1 protein-coding gene is annotated in these 325 nt (G+C 61.5%); it reads left to right on the top strand.

Going from position 1 to position 325, the window contains the following annotated elements; translation table 11 throughout:
- Nucleotides 1-300: Type 1 glutamine amidotransferase-like domain-containing protein (locus AC5RWT_RS38135; protein ID WP_494084723.1), on the top strand; the 300-nt coding region annotated here is incomplete at its 5' end.
- Between the last annotated feature and the right edge of the window lie 25 nt (nucleotides 301-325).

The raw sequence follows: 325 nt of genomic DNA on the forward strand, positions 1-325 counted from the left end.
CCGTCACTTCCCGACACGGTGTGGGTGGGAGTGAGTGCCGGAAGCATGGTGATGACGCCCCGGATCGGGGAATACTTCGTCGAGTGGCCGTCCGCTCCGGATGATCGGACTCTGGGGGTGGTGGATTTTTCGATCTTTCCGCACCTGGACGCTTTCCCGAGCAACACCCTGGCCCACGCAGAGCGGTGGGCCGCCGACATAGGCGTCCCTGCCTACGCCATCGACGAACAGACAGCTATCAAGGTCGTCGACGGCTCCGTGGAGGTGGTTTCCGAAGGACAATGGAAGAGGTTCGTGTGATAGGTGCCCAGCATTTGTGACGTCG

It is taken from the genome of Arthrobacter sp. Dra40 (genome assembly GCF_059091905.1).